Here is a 16114-nt window from a genome sequence, read left to right as displayed (position 1 = left end):
ACGGAACATTATTTTGTCACGATCCCGATCTTTCCTCCTTCCCTGAACAGGCTGTGCGGCACGAAGTATCCTTTGTTCGTTTTGCCGTTCACCCTGATCGCCGTAAGGTCCCTTCCCTTTCCTGTTTTGGTGATGGTCAGCATTTTACCTGTGCTGGTCTTCCATTTCACCTCGTCAAAAAGCGGCACGGTTACGATGTATTCGGGATCGGTGGCGGAGAAGGTATAAAGGCCGGCAGCGCAGAACACATACCAGGCGGACATTTCACCCGCGTCGTCCATTCCGCAGAGCGCCAGGCCCTCATCGCCGATGCCGTAGAGGCTGTTGAGGATGGTGTCTATTATTTTCTGTGATTTCTGCGGCTTATCAATGAAATAATATGCGAACGGGGCTTCATGATCCGGCTGGTTGCCATGGCAATACTGCCCGATCATCGTTTCCACGTTGCGGGCAATGTGGTTCGGGTTCCAGGGCAGGGTAAACAGCGAATCCAGCTTCGATTCAAAACCTTTTTCCCCGCCATACAGTTCGATCAGCCCTTTCATATCATGCGGCGCAAAGAACGACACCTGCCAGGCATTGGCTTCGCGGTACATGTATTCATAGTACGGGTACTGGGGATTAAAATTCTGTATCCATTCTCCGTTCTCCAGCCTGCCGCGCATAAAGCGGCTGGACGGGTCGAACATGTTCTTATAGTTTTTTGAACGGGCCATCAGTATCCTGTAATTGGCCGTATCGCCCAGCTTCCCGGCCATCTGCGCGAGGGAATAATCATCGTATGAATATTCCAGGGTTTTGGAAACGCCCGCTTTTGCCTTGGTTTCCACGTGCGGGTTCGGAATATCAGGATCGGAAATGTAACCTTTCTCGATGTATTCGCGGATATGCGGACGGGCGCCGCCCGCCACGTTCGCATTCTTCAGCAATATTTCATAAGTGCCCTTCACATCAAAATCGTCCATTCCCCGCAGGTATGCGCCTGCAATGGTGGAAGCGCCATGATCGCCGTGGAAGAACGTGGGAATGAATCCTTTTTTGTCCCCCACATCTTTCATCGATTTGATCACGTCCAGCGCAACGCCGGGAGAGACAAGGCTCAGCAGCACATCTTTATTGCGGTAGGTGTCCCAAAGCGAAGGTTCGGTGTAATAGTTAAAGCCGGCCTTTGCCACTTTTCTGGACGCATCGGTAAATTCGCCGTTCACATCGCTGCGCAGGGCGGGCCAGAGGAATGAGCGGTAGAGGCAGGAATAGAACATCTCCTTTTGTTTGGGCGTGCCGCCCTTTACCTGTATGGACGACAGCAGGGTTTCCCAGGTCCGGGTAGCTTCGCTGCGCACCTGGCTGAAGGTTTTGCTGCCGATCTCCTGCTCAAGGTTCTGCCTTGCATTTTCCACGCTTACGAAAGACAGGCCGATCTTCAGCTCTACCGGCCCTTTGCGGCCATCCTTCAAATGCACGGTGGCGGAGCCGGTGCGCTGGCCTTCGTCTTTCTTCTCCAGCTTTTCGATCTCCGTGTTCAGGATGGCGTAAAAATAGATCCGCTCTCCCGTCTGCTGGTAACCTTGCAGCACGGAAGCGCCCGCCTGTTCTATATTCCAGCCGGATACCCGGTTGTTGGCCCTGGCCAGGTCGAACAGTATCTGTCTGTTTTTCCCGTTTTCGTATTCATATTGATGGAAACCGCACCTGAGCGTGGAAGTGAGATTCACATTCACTTTGTAATCTTCAAGATACACCTGGTAAAACCCCGGTGCGGCGCTTTCTTTTTTGTGCGAGAATCTTGAGCCCCGTTTCTCTCCCGGGTTCGAAACCGGCAGGATAGGAATGTTGCAGAGATTCCAGTGGCCTTTGTTTGTATGCGTGAAACCGTAAATAACGGAATCTTCATACTCGTACCCGGCCCCGGAGCCGTATTCGGTGATGGGGCTCAGCTGCACCATGGCATTGGGCAGCGAGCTGCCGGGAAATGTAAGCCCGGCCCATGACCGCCAGCCTTCAGGCAATTTATAGCCGAGTATTTTCGGATCAGTGAGCGGCGCGGTGCCGATAAAGGTGTTCACATACTTTGTATAAACCGGCCCCGGCTGGCCATTTCCTGCAACGGTTGCAAACATCAGCGCGATAAGGACCGGCAGCGTTTTGACGTGGTATTTCATTATTAAGAAAAAATTTCGTTAGCGGTATCTGGGCAATTAAAATACTACTAAATCGATATAGTTCATAGTTTGCGGCAAAATTGATAAAATAGCGTTAACTTCCCCTGCCATGTATTTCACCAGCCTGCCAGATCATACCAGGCCGGGGTTCGACGAAACGCTGCATTTCAGCAGGTTCAAACAACACAACATCGTCTTTAACGCCCGGAGCCGCTTCAGCCACTGCGACGATCATGTGGGCTGTCTTTCATTCAAGACCGTATTGAGCGGCGAAGAATGGTACGGCGTAAACAACCACCGGCTGGCGGTCAGGCCGGGCCAATTCCTCATCCTGAACGACGACCAGCATTATAGCTGCCATATCGACGAAGAAGTGCATACGCAGGTCTTCTCCGTATTCTTCAAAAAAGATTTTGCCTCCTCCGTGTTCCGCGATGCGCTTCAGCGCGAAGAAACACTGCTGGACGATCCGCTGGAAAGCGGTAAGGCCCTTGAGTTTTTCCAAACGCTGAACAACATCACACCGGCGTTACAAACACAATTGGGCAACCTCATCACCGCGATGGACAGTGAAGGCTACAAGGCGGCCGTCGTGGATGAGCACCTGGTTTTCCTGCTGCATTCGCTTATCAGCGCGCACAAGTCGGAAGCAAACCGGGTGCACGACGTAAATGCCCTGAAGGCCGGCACCAGGGCGGAAATATACAAGCGGTTGTGCATCGCCCGGGATATCCTGCATTCTTCTTATATGGACAATCCTGACCTGGAACTCCTCAGCAGCCTGGCATGCCTGTCTGTCCCCCAGCTGGTGCGGCAGTTCAAGGCCGTATTCCATATCACGCCTCATCAGTACCTCATCCGTATCAGGCTCAAACGGGCGGCGGAGCTGCTGAAGCAAACCGGTAAACCTGTGCATGAAATAGCCTGGCGCTGCGGGTTTGAGAATGCCAGTGCCTTCTGCCGTGCATTTAAGGCGGAATTCGGTACGCAGCCCCTCGGCTTTAGAAAGCAGTGCTGATAAATTGAGCATTTTTGCACATCAGGCCTTCCTCCCTGTCACTAATTTTAATCGTCACCAGTTTAACCGATTAAAATTTGACAATTGAAAACAATCATCTCCGTTCCCGTGCTTTTGTTGTTCTCCTGTTTTGCCGATGCACAGGAAAAGCCTATCCCGTTATATGAAAACAATATTCCCAACGCGAAGCCTGCGCCGGCGGACTATATGGAATACATAGACAGCATAGGCCTCACGCACAATGTGACCCATCCTACTCTCACGCCTTACCTGCCGGAAAAGGGCATGCGAACCGGCACCGCAGTGATCATTTGCCCTGGCGGCGGCTACGCCGTGTTGCCTGCGGCCGAAAAAAACGAGGCCGTAGCAAAAGAATTCAACAAGATCGGGATCGCCGCTTTTGTGCTGAAGTACCGCCTGCCGCACGATGCCATCATGAAAGATAAAACCAACGGCCCTTTACAGGACGCGCAAACAGCGCTGCTACTGGTGCGCAGGCGGGCGGCGGAATGGGGCATCCGTCCGGACAAGATCGGTTTCATCGGGTTTTCCGCGGGCGGCCACCTGGCATCCACGGCGGGCACGCATTTCGATAGACCTGTTATTGAGAATATTGACAAGCTGAGCCTCCGTCCCGATTTTATGCTACTAGTATACCCCGTGATCATTTTCGACCCGGCCATTCCCAGCGGCGTACGGGAAAGACTGGTCGGCGTTACGCCTTCCAGGGAACTGCTGGATCTTTACAGCAATGAAAAACATGTCATGGCCAGCACTCCTCCCACTTTCCTGGTGCATGCGGCAGACGATGACGTGGTGCCGGTAAAGAACAGCATCGCATTTTTCGAAGCCCTGCAACGCGCGAATGTAAAAACAAGCATGCACATCTTCCAGGCGGGTGGCCATGGATTTGGGTTAGACAATCCGGGGAATAAAGATAAGTGGTTCAACTGGTGCGCCAGCTGGCTGGAAGAAAATGGTTTTTAGAAAGCCGCCATGCAGAAATGCTTAATTTTTAAGCTACGGGGATACCGACAATTTCTGCGCCAAGATGAAACTCACCCTGCCCTCCCGGTCGGTTCCGCCAGGCACGTCTGCCGGCGTCCCCTGCACCAGCTCATAGTCCATCTTCGGTTCACCGTCCGCAGAAGCCGCTATGCTCACGCGTTCCACAGTTTGGAGGGCCCCGTTTTTATTGCTGCCGAACCAAAACGGGTGGCTTTGCTGCTTCCAGGTTACCAGCCTGTATTCTTCCCCCGGCTGGTGAATATTGTCTGCCGCCGCTTTCAGCGCCATGGCGTTGCCATACAGCGTGGACATGGTTTGCTGCCGGGTATTAAAGGAAGAGGTGATCACCGTCAGCCCTTCGCTGTTGTAAATGTCCTCCGGCGACAGCTCCGGCGCTTCCGTGCGGCCGCAAGCTGCTGCCAGTAAGGAAAACAATGCAATTGAGAGATGTTTTATTTTCATCGTTGATTTGTTTGATCATTTCATCGGGATATCGAATACAAAACCGGTGGCGGATGCCAGGCGGTGGCAGTTGATGCACTCCGTGGCAAAGGAGGCCGTTTTTCCGTAAGGCACCAGCTTCTTCGTGCTGAACCTTGCAAAGCCCCAACCTTCTGTATCCCTGAACTTTTCATCGTCTTTGATCATGAACTGCACATTGTTAAAATCCCCCGCAAACACGTTCCCATCCTTATCTTCCGCCTGCTTGTCCCACACCACCTTCACGATCTTGGCGCCATTGGGCCAGGGGTGGATGTTATTTTCCTGTATGGCCTTCACGGCGATATCGTTCCCGTAAATGATGCGCATCGTACCATTATCGAAGCGGTTGGAGGAAGTGATCACTTTCCAGCTTTTGTAATCTGAAAAATAGCTGATGCCGTTGGGTGAAGGGGATACCTGGAAGGGCAGATCATCCGCCACTGCCGCAGTTTTTACCGGAACAGACCCCGCTGGTTTGGCAGTTGGCCGGGCATTGGTGAGCGACACGACATATTGTTTTAAAACATCCACGTCTGATTTTGATATCCTCGCGGAAGGATGAACGGCGGTGTAGCTCTCCAACGGCATTTTGCCCTGGTCCACCATATTCACAATGTACCACAGCGTGGTGAGCTGCGCTGTGGAGGAAAGGCTGTCCCAGTTTGAAAAGTTCAGCCGCGTTCTCGCTTCCTTTACATGCGCCGCCACTTTCCAGGAAACCGGCGCGATCTTATCGTACCATTCCAGGCTGGTTTCGTTGGAATGACAGTCGTAACACGCCCGTTCAAAGATCGCCGTTACCGCTTCCGGCCCTTTGAATTCGCCGGTCACCGGGGGATTCGGGATAACGGGACTGGTAAACTGCAAGCCCGTTGCCACCACTGCTACGGCGGCCGCAGTGATGATCATCCATTTGGTTCTTCCAGACTTCAATGATTTCATGGCTTTTTTTTCCAAAAGTAGCCGCTGGCCCCGCCCCGGCATAGCCGGAAGCCGTGTGCCCGGCAGAATGGACGGCGAGCCGGACATTTTCCGCGCTGAAATATCCGCTGCCATTTTTTTCCGGGAACTGCCCGGAGCGGGCGGAATGAGCGCCGGGAATTGGAGGACCGGATTGCCTGATCCAGGACCTGTTTTGGCAGCCTGGGGCACTTTGTACTTAGCCGTTGTGCAGCGGGCAGCTACTTTTGGATCAGTAACGATAACGATCACATTTAAAGCGATAACACATGAAATCAATGAAAGCAATGATTGTTGCAGGCAGCCTGGGAGCGGTACTGGTCGTAACGGCGGCCTTTGCGGATATGCAGCGTGAAAAAGCCATCAGGGCGATCCAAACGCAACAGGACAGCAAAGGATTCGCGGTGGTGGAGCTATTTACATCAGAAGGCTGCTCCAGCTGCCCGCCGGCGGATGCGCTGGTAGAGAAGATACAGGAAGACAATAAGAACCCGCAGATCTACATCCTGGCCTACCATGTGGATTACTGGGACCACCAGGGCTGGAAAGACCGCTTCAGCGACCGTGAATTTTCCAACAGGCAACGCCGGTATGCAGAATGGCTGAACGTGCGCACCGTGTATACGCCGCAGATCGTGGTGAACGGCGCCTCTGAGCATATCGGTTCCGACCAGGGGCCTATCCTGCGAGCCATTTCAGCGGGGCTGAACCAGGAATCCGCCCAGCCCCTGATGCTCACAGCCAAAACGGAAGGCAATCAATTGCAGGTGGATTATGAAGGCGCCGGTAATGAAAAGAACACCGAGCTGGTGCTGGCCCTGGTGCAGAAATCCGCGGCGAGCCGTGTGAAAGCAGGAGAAAACTCAGGCAGGAGCCTGTCGCATGTACAGATCGTGCGCCGCCTGCTCCGGGTGCCGCTGGACAAGGAGAATAAAAAAGACATCAGCATGCGCCTTCCCCCGGATTTTAATGCTGAGGGCTGGGAGCTGATCGGCTTTGTGCAGCATACTGCGGACGGGCATATCAGCAACGCAGGCAGAACCGGTTTTGAAACAAAATAAAACGGGATGACCACGGAATTTCGCCCCCCGGATTGTCCACTTCAGGAGCAGGTTGGCCCACCCCGCTGATTTCTGATTGACCGCGGCAACACATGGAAATACCTTTGACAAACAAATCAAAAAACACATAAAAAACGAAACAATGGAAAACAATAACATCGAACACGTCATCGTGACTTCAAACAATATCATCAAACCGGAGAAAGTGCTTTACACCGGTAAAACCCATACCACCGGCGGCCGCGACGGCGTTTCCCGCAGTACGGACGGCAGGCTGGACATTTCGCTGTCATCTCCCGGCTCCACCGGCGGCGGCACCAATCCCGAACAATTGTTCGCCGCAGGCTGGTCCGCCTGCTTCATCGGCGCCATGGGCCTCGCGGCCGCCAAAATGAAAATAGCCCTCCCGGCAGGCCATGCGGTGGATGCGGAAGTAGACCTGGGCATAACCAACGGCGGTTATTTTCTCCAGGCCCGCCTGAACGTAAGCCTGCCCGGCCTCGACCGTGAAACAGCCCAGGCGCTGGTGGACTTCGCGCATGAGAACTGCCCGTATTCCAAAGCTACCAGGGGCAACATCGGCGTGGAGATCAACCTCGTGTAAATTCATTTCAATAATAGCCCGCCTTCAAACAGGGGCGGGCTATTTTCAACAGGATGCGATAACTTAGCGATGCCAATGGATAACCGGGAAGCAATCATTATTCAACCTTACCGATCAGGCTGTATGAACAAAAAAACATTTAAAGTCTCCAACAAGATAATATGGCTGAGCTCCTTTTTCCTGGGCGTGCTTACCTCGGTCCCGAAAATTGCCGAGCGGCATTTTAATCCTTTCGAGGCCATTGTGAATGCGGTCATCACTTTCCTGTTCGCTGTCTTTATCTGGTACTACAACATCCTCACCCTTCCCGCCTATACCTCCCGCGATGTGGCCAACGGCTTTTCCGTGATGCGGCTTATCAAAAGCCTCGTCGTAGGTATGGTGGTGATGTTCGTGCTCGCCTGCCTGCAGCAGATACTCATTTCTTACCTCAGCTTTGGCCCGGTGGCGCTGATGATCGGTATCAGGGGCATCCTCATCAACTTAACTTTTTACATGTTCCTGCACCTGCTGTACCAGAGCTACCGGAACCAGGAAGTAGGCATAGAGCTGGAACGCACCAAGGCGGACAATCTTGGCGCGCAGTACGAGCTGCTCAAGCAGCAGGTGAACCCGCACTTCCTGTTCAACAGCCTGAACACCCTGAAATACATGGTGGAAAGCAACGATAAACATACGGTGGATTTTATCCTGAAACTTTCAGACTTCTACCGTTACACCCTCGAAAGCCGGAAGCTAGACCTGATCAGGCTTTCAGAAGAGCTGGACATCCTGAACGCCTACGTTTTCCTGTTGAAGGCGCGCTTTGAAGATGGTATTGATCTTTCCGTGGCGGTGAATGAAGCACATCATACCTCGCTCGTCCCTCCTTTCACGCTGCAATTGCTGGTGGAAAACTGCATCAAGCACAACGTCGTGTCGCTGGAGCATCCGCTGCATATCCGGATCTATTCCGAAGGGGATTGTATTGTGGTGGAAAACAGGGTGCAGCTAAAAAGAACGCCCGAATCCTCCATGGGCATGGGGCTGGAGAATATCAACCAGCGCTACATCCACCTGCTGGACAAAAAGATCGATATCCTCGCCAGCGAAACATTATTTACGATTAAACTACCCGTGATCCATGCAAATAATTATCATTGAAGACGAGCTGAAAGCAGCAAAATCGCTCGCCGCGATGATCTCCAAACTGCGGCCCGGGGCCACGGTCGCGGCGCAGCTGCAAAGCATCGAGGACGCGGTAAATTACCTTTCCCGGAACGAAACGCCCGACCTGATCTTTATGGACATCCAGCTGTCTGACGGCCTGTGCTTCGAGATATTCAAATCCGTTAAGATCCAGTGCCCGGTAGTGTTCTGCACCGCTTACGGCGAATACACGATGGACGCCATCAAGGCCAACGGCATCGACTATATCCTGAAACCGTTCTCCAAAGAAGCTTTGCAGGAAGCTTTTGAAAAAGTGGAGAGCTTTAAGAACTTCTTCCAGCAGCATACCCAGCCGGACCTGGACGGGCTGTTGAAAAAGATAGGGCTGGATGAGGGGAAAAAGAGTTTCCTCGTGTTCAAGAACAACAAATACACCACGATACAAACAGAGCAGATCGCTTTTATCTATATCAAATACGATTCTTCCACGATCATGACCTTCCAGGGGCAGGAGTATGCAATAGACCAGTCGCTGGACCAGGTGCAGGGCCTGCTGTCTGCCCGGCAATTCTTCCGGCTGAACCGGCAATACCTGGTGAACTTCAGCGCGGTGAAGGAAGTGGAGCATTATTTCGCGCGGAAGCTGCTGGTGAAGCTGACGGTCCCCACGGCGGAGAAGCTGCTGATCGGGAAAGAAAAGACGAGCAGTTTTCTGAACTGGCTGGAGAACAGGTAGTTTAGAGGATATAAACGGCGAAAGCGGAAACAAATGCCCTGGCAATTGTTTCCGCTTTTTCTTTATAGTTTCCCTGCCCGGCTTTTTTTCCTGATTGCGTAAATCATTTTCCGTATACGAGTTGCTTACGGGGGTTGAAAGCATTCATTTTGAGCTTCAATCCAACCAGCATGACAACACTTCTACTTAAGCTTAAAAAGACGGGCTTACTGATTATACTGGCATTTCTCGTTCAAAACGCAACCGCCCAGACCGGCGGTATAAAAGGCATTGTAAAAGACGGGGAAGGCAAATATATTATATCCGGCAACATCGGGTTAAAAGGCACCACCTATGGCGCTACAACCGACGGAAACGGCGCTTACCAGATCTCCGGCGTTCCAGCGGGAAATTATACCATCATATTCTCCACCGTCGGTTATAAACAATTCAGCAAAAAGATCAGCATCAAAGCGGCGGAGACAGCTCAGCTGGACATTGAAGCCGAAGCGGACATAAGCCAGCTGCAAACCGTGGAAGTTACCGGCAGGAAGGAAACTTCCTACAAAAACAACCTCTCGTTTTCCGCATCGAAGATTGAAATGGCCATTAAAGACATTCCCCAGTCCATTTCCACCGTTACCAAAGAATTGATACAGGACAGGCAGGCGCTGCGGTTGAAGGACATCGTGCAGAACGTGGCAGGGATCAACGAATTCTCCGTGTACGACGATATCACCATGCGCGGTTTCAGGAACAGCGGCAGCAGCGGCCGGCTGATGAACGGCTTGCGCACGCACAACAACTTCTGGACCAGCCCCCTTCTCGTCAACATCGAAAGAGTAGAATTCATCAAAGGCCCGGCCTCAGCGGTTTTCGCCAATGCCAGCCCCGGCGGCACGGTTAATATGGTTACCAAGAAACCGCTGGATGAAAGCCGCCAGGCTGTCAGCTTCAGCACCGGGAGCTTTAGCACTTTCCGCCTGCAGGGTGATTTTACCGGCCCGCTGAATGATGACAAGACCTTATTATACCGTTTGAACCTGGGTTACGAGAATGCGGAGAGCTTCCGGGACCAGGTCTTCAACAAGTCGTTCGTGGTAGCCCCTTCCGTTTCCTTCCTCCCCCGGGAAGGCACGCGGTTCAATGCAGATTTTGTTTACACCAATCAGCACACGATCCTGGACCGTGGCAGAACCATCATACGGGGCACCAAAGACCTCTTCGCCACACCTATTAATTTCAACGTGGCGCAGCCGGGCGATTACCTGAAACAGCAGAACCTCGCTCTCACGCTGTCTTTCAGCCAGCAGCTATCCCAAAAGATCGCGTTCAATGCCTCTTACATGAAATTCAGGTACGACGAACTGCTGAACGAACACGTCCATTCCGCCTATATTACGCCTGACAGCATCCAGATGGCTTTCACAGACAGGACGACGAAATTCAACGGCAATAACCTGACCACCTACCTTACTTTCAAATTCAACACCTCCCTGCTGGAGCATACCCTGCTGGCCGGTTATGACTATATCGACGGTTATAATATCAGCTACAACCGCTCGGCCATCGGTCTTGCCAGCGGTGTTGCCGACTTCAGCCTGGGAAACCCGTCCTGGAAAAAACGGCCCGTGGAAAGTTATACCTACGGCGCCGCCAACAATTATTCTTCAGGCAACCGGTTCAAAACGCAGGGCGTGTACCTGCAGGACCTCGTGAAGCTCAACCGCTTCCAGTTCCTGCTGAGCCTCCGGCAGGAATTCTACAGCTATCCCGTCACCAGCTTCTCGTACGCGGGCTCCAATATCACAAAAGCCCAGGAACAGAACGCGCTTCTACCGAGGATAGGCATTACCTATGCGGTGACGGACAATATCAGCGTATACACCACCTATGCCACCGGGTTTGAGCCGCAGGCCGGGGGAACGCTCAGCAATCCCGCTACCGGCGGCCCTTTCGACCCACTGACCAGCGAGCTGCTGGAAGCAGGCGCGAAAGGGGAATTTTTCAATAGCCGCCTGTTCGCCGCTGTAGCCGTATACCAGATCACGCAGAACAATGTGCTCGTAAATGCCAACGACGCTTCCAAACCCGACCTGCTGAGGGAACGCGGACAAGAGCGCGCACGCGGTTTTGAAGTGGAAGCATCCGGCCGCGTACTGCCCAACCTGAGCATCCAGGTGAATTACGCTTTTAACGAAGCGCTGATCACGGAAGATATAGAGAACGATATCAATAAACGAGTGGGGTTGACGAAAGAGAATGCGCCGAAACACAGCAGCGGCAGCTGGATCAAGTATACCGTCCGTAAAGGAGCGTTCAGCGGCTTCGGTATCGGGCTCGGCCATTCCCAGGTATCGGAGCGTGAAACGTTTGACAGAACGTTACAACTGCCAGCCTATGTTGTTTTTAACGGGGCGCTTTATTACCAGGTAAAGAGATTGCAGCTGTCCGTAAACCTGAACAATCTTGCCGATAAAAAATATATCTCCGGCGGCTACAACTATGAGCGCAATTTCCCCGGAGCGCCGCGCAATTTCTTACTGAACGTGGGTTATACATTTTAATGCTTATGCGTTTACCCGTCAAGAAAATACTTGGAAAGATACACCTCTGGCTCGGCCTTACCGCCGGGCTGGTGGTGTTTATCAGCCTCACCGCCGCGGCCGTGTTCGTTTGGGAAAAAGAACTGGCGGAATGGTATCACCGGGATAAATTATTCGTGCCGGAAGTAAAGGCAGAACGCCTTCCATTCAACCTTATCCTCCAAAATGCCCGCAAAGCGGCACGGGGCAACAACGTAAGCTTTGTTACCCTCGACCGCGATCCTTCAAAAGCTTACGAGTTCACCAATTTCAAGGAAGCGAAGGAACCCGGATGGCTGTACATGTCGTCCATGGAGCATTATCAGCACATATATGTTGATCCTTATACCGGGAAAGTACTGGGTGTGGTAGATCTTCCCCGCGACTGGATCTTCAACACCCGCATGCTGCACCAGTGCCTGCTGCTGCGGTACGATGTAGGGCACTACATTGTAGGCGGGGCCACGCTGATCATTTTTGTGATGATCATTACCGGGATCGTACTATGGTGGCCGAAGAACAAAGCCGCGTTAAAACAAAGGCTGTGGTTCAAATGGAAATCCTCTACCAAATGGAAACGCAAAAATTACGACCTGCACAATATCGGCGGGATCTATACCTTTCTTTTCGTGCTGCTGTTCGCAGTAACGGGTCTGGTGTGGACCTTCGACTGGTGGACCAACGGTATATACCGGCTCCTCGGCAACGACCCGGCGAAAGTATTTGCAAGGCCGCCGAAACCGGCACCTGTTACGGATTCGGTGGTACATCTGTATGACCGTGTATTTGCAGACGCCATGCGCCGCGTACCCAACTGGGAGCTGGCCGGTTTCAGCATACAGGAACCGGGCGCAAAAGAGCCTGGCGCGATCACGGCATTCATCCGGTTTTCTTCGGGAACTTCCGGCTGGGATGAATCCGATGTGTATGCGTACCATCCGAAGACCGGGGAATTATATTTCTCCACTCCCCACGACCAGAAAACCCTGGGCGCCAAATGGCGGAACAGCAACTACGCCATTCATGTAGGCAGCATTTACGGCCTGCCTACCAAAATACTGGCCTGCTTTATTGCATTGTATTGCGCATCATTGCCGGTGAGCGGTTTCCTCATCTGGTGGGGGCGCAGGAAAAAGAAGGCGCAGGCGCCTGTAAAAAAAGACGGGGCCTTTGCCCGTAACACAGCAGTGCCGTAGCATTACGGCGTATTGTTCTTCTCCCATACCGGCACGGTAAAGACCGTGTTGAACCTCTTGCCATGCTCCCTGCTGCCACAAGGATAGGGTGCCACATTGTTGGCCGATTGCTGCAAGCCAATTACAGAAGTGAATACCATACCGGGGTATGGGGATTTCTGGATCGTGTTGTGATGCACATTGATCTGTCCAAATGCGCCGGCGGAGGGAATCTGCGGGCCGTTGGCACAGAATACGGACAACGCTCCCGGCGGCATGCCCGGGTTGGTTTTCTCAAACATGCATTCAAAAAGGCGATTGTGCCTGATCTCCACATGATCCGCAAAGCCACCTCCCATCCAGTGAATTTCGGGCCCCACTAGTATGCCGTTCATGGCCGTGCCGGTAATCTCGTTGTCGTGCACAATGCCATTGCTGCTCTTAATGAGAATACCACGGGAACGGTTATACCCAACTTTGTTGTTGCGGATAACGAACCCTTTGCCCGTATGGCTTTCGTTGTAGATCATATCGCCGATGGCCATGGCCGGCAGCGTATCGAGCGTGATGCGCGCTCCTCTTGTATAGTTGGCTTGAAACAATAGTTCCGGGTACATCGCCATCACCGCCTGCCGCTCCGCTACGGACGGCGTGTACGGCTCAAAGGCCTGCACTTTCGCCTTCCCGCTCTTTATACCGGCAAACAGCACATGCTGCAAGGTATCGCCTGCGTAGAAAACGAGATTCCCTTCCCTCGATAAAAGATAGATGGAATTAGTAGCACTGTCTATCCTGCATATCGGAAATGAACGGCCGCATACGATGATACAGTCATCGCCATTGTGCTTGATGTCGCAGTTTTCCACCAGGGGCCCGATGCTGGCCAGGCTGCTGTGAATACCGTCCGCGTTCCCGGAACGCAGGCGGGCGGGCATACCGGGCGCCACAGGCCCGCGGCCCACCTTGCAGCGGTTATAATGCGTGCCCCTGCAATCCCTTTCAAAAAAAGAAAAACTGTTCGACCCGTAAATGGTAACATCCTCCACGGTAGCATTCACGCATTTTTCCAGCTGGAAGGCATGCGCGGCGGGATTGGCTTTGGTAGACACTACATCCAGTACCACCAGGTCTCCCACTTTCTCATACGCCACCCATGGGTTATTCTTGGTGAGCCTGAACCGCCTGGTGCCGGTGATGTGCTGGAATGCCGAATAATGCCCTTCGCCGGTTGTAATACTATTTCTTTTTAATTGCCTCGTATTCGGGTCATAAAACTGCACCCGGGCATTTCTTACATTCTCAATGGGATATCCCGGGTCAATTTCCACCTCGAACCACGTATTGCCGGGATCTTTGGCTACGATCACCCCTTGTGTAAAACAGAGCGGGTCGTAGTCGATGGAAAACCCGGATATCTTTATGTTGGTACAATTCAGGAACCGGAACGCCAGCTCCTGGGAATTGCAGATGATGGACGCACCATTGCCCCTGATCTCAACATTGTTCAGGTTGGCAAACAGGTAAGCGCCATTCACCATATTGTTGAGCTGGTATTTCCCCGCCGGGATTTCAATGACGGGATTGTTCTTCTGTGGGTCGAGAATGGTCTTTAAATCCGGTAGCTGCCGGGCTTGCGCAACAATGGCGCAGGCCATGAGCATGCAGAGATGGAAAAACGCGGAAGTGAGTTTCATTTTACTGATTTTTTATGCGATTATGCCTGCCGGACAGGAGAGTTATAATACCAGCAGCTTTTTGGTTGTTTGTTTTTTGCCGTCGTTTAAGGTGACGTAGTATACACCTTTAGGCAGCCCCTGCAGGTCGATGGTGGCCTGGCCCGCCTGTATGGAAGCGGGAGGCAGCTGCCGGACGATCTGCCCCGCGGCATTCGTCACAACGATCCCAGGATGGGGCATGTTGGTCTTATTGAACGTCACCACCACCCTTTCTCTCGCGGCGTTGGGAGAGAGTTTCAGGCTCAGGGAATCCGCCGTTTCGTTCACAGGCCCTTTGCGGGATACGGTGTTAGCAGCCATTACATCCGGCGCCATCACGATGGACCTGAAAACATTATAGTCATTGGCCGGAACAATGAGTGCAGGCACAACAGCCGAAAAATCGTTGTTGTATCCTGTGCTGTCCGTCAGTGTCACTATTTCCCCGCCTGCGCCGGTGGCATTATCATTCCTACGGATGGCATACAGGGTAACGGTACCGTTTGCATTGAACTGCCCGGTAACGGCCCGGTATTTATCCGATGCAATGCCGATGGCGCCGTTGCTGATCCATGTGCCGCCTGATAAAGAATACTTCCTCAGCAGGTTATCATGCGCCATGTACAGCACATCCGACCCGCTGCCGGCATTGACGATCAGGAACTGATACGGGCTGCCCGTAGTGGGAAGGCCGGGAAGGTTCACCATCGTTTGCCCGGCAGTAGCCGGAAGCCCTGTGCCGACGGCCGTGAGCCTGAATGCGCCGGAGGTGGAAGAGGCGTATAATTGCCCGCCTGATACGACGAGGGAGCGCGCCGTGGCATTGGTGATCTGAACATGGGTAGTGCTGCCGAGGGTGGTATACATTATACCGCCTGAACCGCCGCTCACCCAGATGCCGGAACCATCGACCACCGCCGCGCGGACCGCCTGGCCGCTGAAAGCGCCCAATGCCGTTGCAGTGTTCACCGTACCGTCGCCGCCCACCACCGCAACCATTCTTTTTACCGTGGTGCTTGAAACCGACGATACCGCGGCCGTGCCCGGATCGGCATCGTAGCCTGCAAGCGCCAGCTTACTCCCGTCCTGCGACAGGCTGATGTAACCTTCCGTGTAATCGCTTGTTGAAATTGGCAGTGTGAGCCTTTTGTTATTGCCCGAAACAGACACGGGCATGGGAATACTTCGCACCAGGTTCCCGCAGGAATTATATTCATCCAGGAAAACAGGCTGGGCCTCTCCGGCGGCCATAGGCGCTGTTCCAGACCCAATTCTGACGACGACAAAATTTCCGGGGATAAACGATTGGGCGAAACAATTAGAAACAGAGAGTACTAGTAGTACCAGGGATACAACGTGGACAGTTCTTTTCATATGTGGAATACTTATGAAAACAAGTAACAGAAAAAGTCATGTGTCCACAATGAAAGGGCGGGGATTTTTTTGGTGGGAATGCTCCCATAGTGAGGGAATGTTCCC

The 16114-nt window shown here is 52.9% G+C and carries 13 protein-coding genes; 8 read left to right on the top strand and 5 right to left on the bottom strand.

Annotation, left to right across the window (positions count from 1 at the left end; translation table 11 throughout):
* Positions 1-8: 8 nt before the first annotated feature.
* Positions 9-2162 (bottom strand): GH92 family glycosyl hydrolase, encoded by a 2154-nt coding sequence (locus tag ACTJIK_RS08215; RefSeq protein WP_440645877.1) that lies wholly within the window; start codon positions 2160-2162, stop codon positions 9-11.
* A 109-nt stretch (positions 2163-2271) separates the two neighbouring features.
* On the opposite strand from ACTJIK_RS08215, the gene ACTJIK_RS08210 reads away from it, so the two are divergent.
* A complete protein-coding gene (locus tag ACTJIK_RS08210; RefSeq protein ID WP_440645876.1) occupies positions 2272-3180 on the top strand; it encodes a helix-turn-helix domain-containing protein in 909 nt (302 codons plus the stop codon).
* Between the two features lie 84 nt (positions 3181-3264).
* Positions 3265-4167, top strand: a complete 903-nt coding sequence (locus tag ACTJIK_RS08205) for an alpha/beta hydrolase (protein ID WP_440645875.1) — start codon at positions 3265-3267, stop codon at positions 4165-4167.
* A gap of 33 nt (positions 4168-4200) precedes the next feature.
* On the opposite strand, the gene ACTJIK_RS08200 is transcribed toward ACTJIK_RS08205, so the two are convergent.
* Together ACTJIK_RS08200 and ACTJIK_RS08195 are read right to left on the bottom strand one after the other, a co-directional pair.
* On the bottom strand, positions 4201-4650 hold the full coding sequence (locus ACTJIK_RS08200; RefSeq protein ID WP_440645874.1) for a hypothetical protein: 450 nt from the start codon (positions 4648-4650) through the stop codon (positions 4201-4203).
* Positions 4651-4665: 15 nt separating this feature from the next.
* Entirely contained in the window at positions 4666-5613 is a 948-nt protein-coding gene (locus tag ACTJIK_RS08195) for a heme-binding domain-containing protein (protein WP_440645873.1), read from the bottom strand.
* Between the two features lie 296 nt (positions 5614-5909).
* Here ACTJIK_RS08195 and ACTJIK_RS08190 point away from each other — a divergent pair, with 296 nt between their 5' ends.
* The 6 genes from ACTJIK_RS08190 (at position 5910) to ACTJIK_RS08165 (ending at position 12941) form a co-directional block, all read left to right on the top strand.
* Positions 5910-6692, top strand: coding sequence for a DUF1223 domain-containing protein (locus ACTJIK_RS08190; RefSeq protein ID WP_440645872.1), 783 nt, complete (start codon positions 5910-5912; stop codon positions 6690-6692).
* A 142-nt stretch (positions 6693-6834) separates the two neighbouring features.
* Positions 6835-7296, top strand: coding sequence for an organic hydroperoxide resistance protein (locus ACTJIK_RS08185; RefSeq protein ID WP_440645871.1), 462 nt, complete (start codon positions 6835-6837; stop codon positions 7294-7296).
* A 123-nt stretch (positions 7297-7419) separates the two neighbouring features.
* Entirely contained in the window at positions 7420-8439 is a 1020-nt protein-coding gene (locus ACTJIK_RS08180; protein ID WP_440645870.1) for a sensor histidine kinase, read from the top strand.
* On the top strand, positions 8420-9181 hold the full coding sequence (locus tag ACTJIK_RS08175; protein WP_440645869.1) for a LytR/AlgR family response regulator transcription factor: 762 nt from the start codon (positions 8420-8422) through the stop codon (positions 9179-9181). The genes ACTJIK_RS08180 and ACTJIK_RS08175 overlap by 20 nt, the downstream gene beginning before the upstream one ends.
* Positions 9182-9351: 170 nt before the next feature.
* Entirely contained in the window at positions 9352-11727 is a 2376-nt protein-coding gene (locus tag ACTJIK_RS08170; protein WP_440645868.1) for a TonB-dependent siderophore receptor, read from the top strand.
* Between the two features lie 5 nt (positions 11728-11732).
* Complete coding sequence (locus tag ACTJIK_RS08165) at positions 11733-12941, top strand: PepSY-associated TM helix domain-containing protein (protein ID WP_440645867.1); 1209 nt, start codon at positions 11733-11735, stop codon at positions 12939-12941.
* 2 nt (positions 12942-12943) lie between these two features.
* Here the strand turns inward: ACTJIK_RS08165 and ACTJIK_RS08160 are convergent, their stop codons facing one another.
* Together ACTJIK_RS08160 and ACTJIK_RS08155 are read right to left on the bottom strand one after the other, a co-directional pair.
* On the bottom strand, positions 12944-14614 hold the full coding sequence (locus tag ACTJIK_RS08160; protein ID WP_440645866.1) for a hypothetical protein: 1671 nt from the start codon (positions 14612-14614) through the stop codon (positions 12944-12946).
* Positions 14615-14656: 42 nt separating this feature from the next.
* Positions 14657-15886, bottom strand: coding sequence for a T9SS type A sorting domain-containing protein (locus ACTJIK_RS08155; protein ID WP_440645865.1), 1230 nt, complete (start codon positions 15884-15886; stop codon positions 14657-14659).
* Positions 15887-16114 lie beyond the last annotated feature (228 nt).

Origin of the sequence: Chitinophaga sp. 22620 (assembly GCF_052044405.1) — a bacterium.
Taxonomy (GTDB): domain Bacteria; phylum Bacteroidota; class Bacteroidia; order Chitinophagales; family Chitinophagaceae; genus Chitinophaga.
Note: the sequence above shows the minus strand (reverse complement) of the source record. Positions and strands in the feature narration are given on the sequence as shown.